At 46.8% G+C, this 3,327-nt stretch carries 4 protein-coding genes; 2 read left to right on the forward strand and 2 right to left on the reverse strand.

What is annotated here, in order from left to right:
• A partial coding sequence (locus tag AC1DWN_RS30780) for a cell wall hydrolase (RefSeq protein ID WP_477562666.1) occupies positions 1-297 on the forward strand: 297 nt, incomplete at its 5' end.
• Positions 298-345: 48 nt separating this feature from the next.
• Positions 346-534, forward strand: coding sequence for a hypothetical protein (locus AC1DWN_RS30785; RefSeq protein WP_477562667.1), 189 nt, complete (start codon positions 346-348; stop codon positions 532-534).
• A gap of 275 nt (positions 535-809) precedes the next feature.
• Here the strand turns inward: AC1DWN_RS30785 and AC1DWN_RS30790 are convergent, their stop codons facing one another.
• Together AC1DWN_RS30790 and AC1DWN_RS30795 are read right to left on the reverse strand one after the other, a co-directional pair.
• Complete coding sequence (locus tag AC1DWN_RS30790; RefSeq protein WP_477562668.1) at positions 810-2,639, reverse strand: cyclic nucleotide-binding domain-containing protein; 1,830 nt, start codon at positions 2,637-2,639, stop codon at positions 810-812.
• Positions 2,640-2,653: 14 nt separating this feature from the next.
• A complete protein-coding gene (locus tag AC1DWN_RS30795) occupies positions 2,654-3,286 on the reverse strand; it encodes a hypothetical protein (RefSeq protein WP_477562669.1) in 633 nt (210 codons plus the stop codon).
• Positions 3,287-3,327 lie beyond the last annotated feature (41 nt).

Raw genomic sequence — 3,327 nt, forward strand, 5'->3', positions numbered from 1 at the left:
GATTATACAGGTCAAGTGGCGGTCGGTGCGGTCGTAATGAATCGCCTCCAGTCTTCAAAGTTTCCGAATACAGTAAAAGAAGTCATTATGGAGCCAAATGCTTTCTCAGCCGTAAAAGACGGACAGTACTGGCTTATTCCGAATCAAACGGCATTCAAGGCGGCTAAAGCAGCTGTAAAAGGGACGGATCCCACCGGCAATGCGTTGTTCTACTATAATCCGGTTATMTCCAAATCGGCTTGGTTCAAGACGCGTACAGCCACCAAGAAAATCGGCAATCATCTATTTACGCTATAGGTATAGCCAAGAGAGAAGGACATTAATCTAGAATAGGAGAACAAATGAATGAGCATTGACACTAAGGACCGGCATCAGGCTAGAGTTGAATTAGTAATTGATATTATCAAAGGAGTTTTTGAAAAAGAGACTATTCCGGAGGCTTTCAAAGAGAAATTAAATACAATGAGCTATGATGATTTAGGATTTTTTGTTCTAGATATCATAAAAAACCGATCCGTTAATGAATTTCTTTAATTGAATATCGGGCTCCTCACGGGTCGCTTCTTGTTAAAAGAAACAGTAAGGAGTGTTTCAACGTTAAGCTTTCTTCCCGTTACCTCAATAAAAAGAGCAAACGCTGTCGCAGCGTTTGCTCTTTTTATCTTTACAACGCTCTCATTACCCGGTAGCGACTAGATGTTGAGCGATATTTTTTTCAATGAGTTGATTTTGTCTCGCTTGCGTTTAAAACTAGCTGTTTTCTCAAAGATTAACCCGGGTATTGACGCAGCTGCATTAATAATCCCATTTTATTTGATTCTTAAAGCGTGTCCGCAACGAGCGCAATATCTGGTACTCCTCGGAGATAAGGTACCGCAGCCGCTGCAATGCAGCTCGCCATCGGTCGTATCGTCCGGATCGAGATGCCGCAGCTGCTCTTGCACATAGGGATTCATAGTCGAAAGGGTTTGAATTTCCTCTCTTCTGCCGATACGGATCAAGACATATAACAAGATGATATCGATCCAACCGATAACAACCATCATTCCTATCTTTTCCCAACCATTGTCAAAACGGTAATTCCATAGCGCATGCAAACCGATGACTAGGAGAAGCAGGAGGATTGCGCCTCCAACCTTGTACACGCCACGCGCGTTACCAAAGGCTTTCGACTTCGTTGATGCCACACCAATCCAGATTCCTACAGCCGCGATCGCCGTCCACGCTCCATGGCCGAAGGGTGACAATAAGGCCCTGATCCAGAGAACGGATAACATGCCGACTGAAGATGCCTCATCAATATGCGACCAACCGTAGATCATGCTTTCTACCGCARCAAATCCCATGCCTGCTGCCGCTCCGAACACGACCGCATCCATCAGAAAATGCATTTGCTTCGTGCGGACAAGTGCGATGCACACGAGAAGTTTAGCGCTTTCCTCGATCAATGATACAAACAGCGGCAATCTAAACTGTGCGAAATCCAAGCCGCTGTCGCCGATGCCGAATAGCCACGATCGCTCAAGGAACCACGCCACAGGAACCGCGAAAATCGCGGAAGACGCGAAAATCAAGCTTAAACGCGTCTGTCGAAAACCTAATAACTGGTGGTCTCGAATATAAGAAACGAATGTAACGGGACCCACGAGTCCTCCTACAATCATAACCGCGATGCTCAGCCAACTGTTGTTCAGGAACAGAGCCAGCAGAGACAGTACGATGAAGCCCCCGCCCAGCCAAAGAAGTACGTCAATCCAGCGCTCCCTGGCTTTAGGCAGGATCGAGTTGTGTTCCTCGGAGACAGGCTCTGGCTCTCCACCATACTCATATTTAACTTTGGAAACCAGGTGTGGCGTCCGGATGTTGAGTATCTCCATAAACTGCTTCTGTATCGGGGCGTAATAACTTAGTACATACAGAAACTCGCTCTTTCCCATCACCAATAATTCACTATCCTCGGATGCCGTAATTGCAACCTCTGAAGGAGTATCGGTCAATAGCATCGCTTCCCCGAAAAAATCGCCTTCGAGCAGAACCGTCCTTTTTCGTCTCCTCCTGCCGGCTTCCAATCTGCCCTTGCTAACCATGTAAAATTGATCGGCAAGCGCTCCCTCCGMCACGACGGTTTCACCTTTCGCAACTTTTCGGACTGTCGTGACTTCCGCGAGACCGCGAAGCTCGGCGTCAGGAATGACCGACCATATTGTAGCGTTGCGAAGCTTCCGATGGATCATTCGAATGCGGACGGTTAGCAGCATGCTCTCATGGAACAACGGGCTGCTTTCGGCCAATAACTCGAATAACTGACGATCCAAACGCAAAGCCGATACGTTGCCAATGGCTGTTACACGAGCTGTTCTGCGTTCGTTTTGCAGCAATCCGATTTCTCCGACTAACGCCCCCGAACCGAGCTCGGCCAGCAGCATCGACTTCCCGACCAAATTGCGCGATGAAACCTGTACGTTACCCGTACGAATAAAATAACATTCCGTGCCGATTTCACCTTCAACAAGGAGCGATTGTCCGTCCATGAAATCGATGGATTGAATAGAACTGGCCGCAATCCGCAGCTCATCATCCGGTATACCGCGCAACAGAGGATGCTCGTGCAAAAAAGAAAAAACGTCTTCGGAGGACATCTGCTCAACTTCCCTTATCTCATATTGCCGATAATGCTGCTTCTGGAATCCTGCATCTTCTTAAGGAAGTTCGTCATAACGTCGAACGCTTCGTTTCGTTTATTGGACAAACTCTGTAAACGAAGCATATCCATCTGTTGCGAATTCGATAGAGAGTCGATTTGACTTTTAGATTGCTGCTTTATCGCTTCGAGTTCGTCTTTATTTTTAGGCGGCGCTGTACTGATACCGGCTTCTTCCATTGCTTTTCTCATGGCTTCTGTCTGATTATCATTTATAGCATTATCGGGTGAAGAACCAGCCTGAATATCTATCTCCCCAGCCTTGGACAAAACAGCATTTAATTGGCCTATCTGATTGTTCCTATCCTGCACAGCTGTGATTTGATCCTGCAGCTGCTTTTGCAGAAGTTGCGAGCGTTGCTGTTGAACCGCCATCAATGCCGTTTCCAGATCCATGCTGTTCACGTTAATTGTCTCCACTCCGCCCACATTGCCGACACTAGCGATCGAATTCTGCGTTGCACCTCTGCCTAGTGCGTCATTAACCGTATGGTAGAACGAATTGTTGTACATGAGAGCCGAACCGACAAGTACACCTACAATAAATACACCACCAACAGATAATATCTTTTTCTTCATACTCATTCGCCAACTTCCTCTCATCCTGTTTTTTTAGCATCTATTGC

Source organism: Paenibacillus sp. P4_A7, from assembly GCF_056402455.1.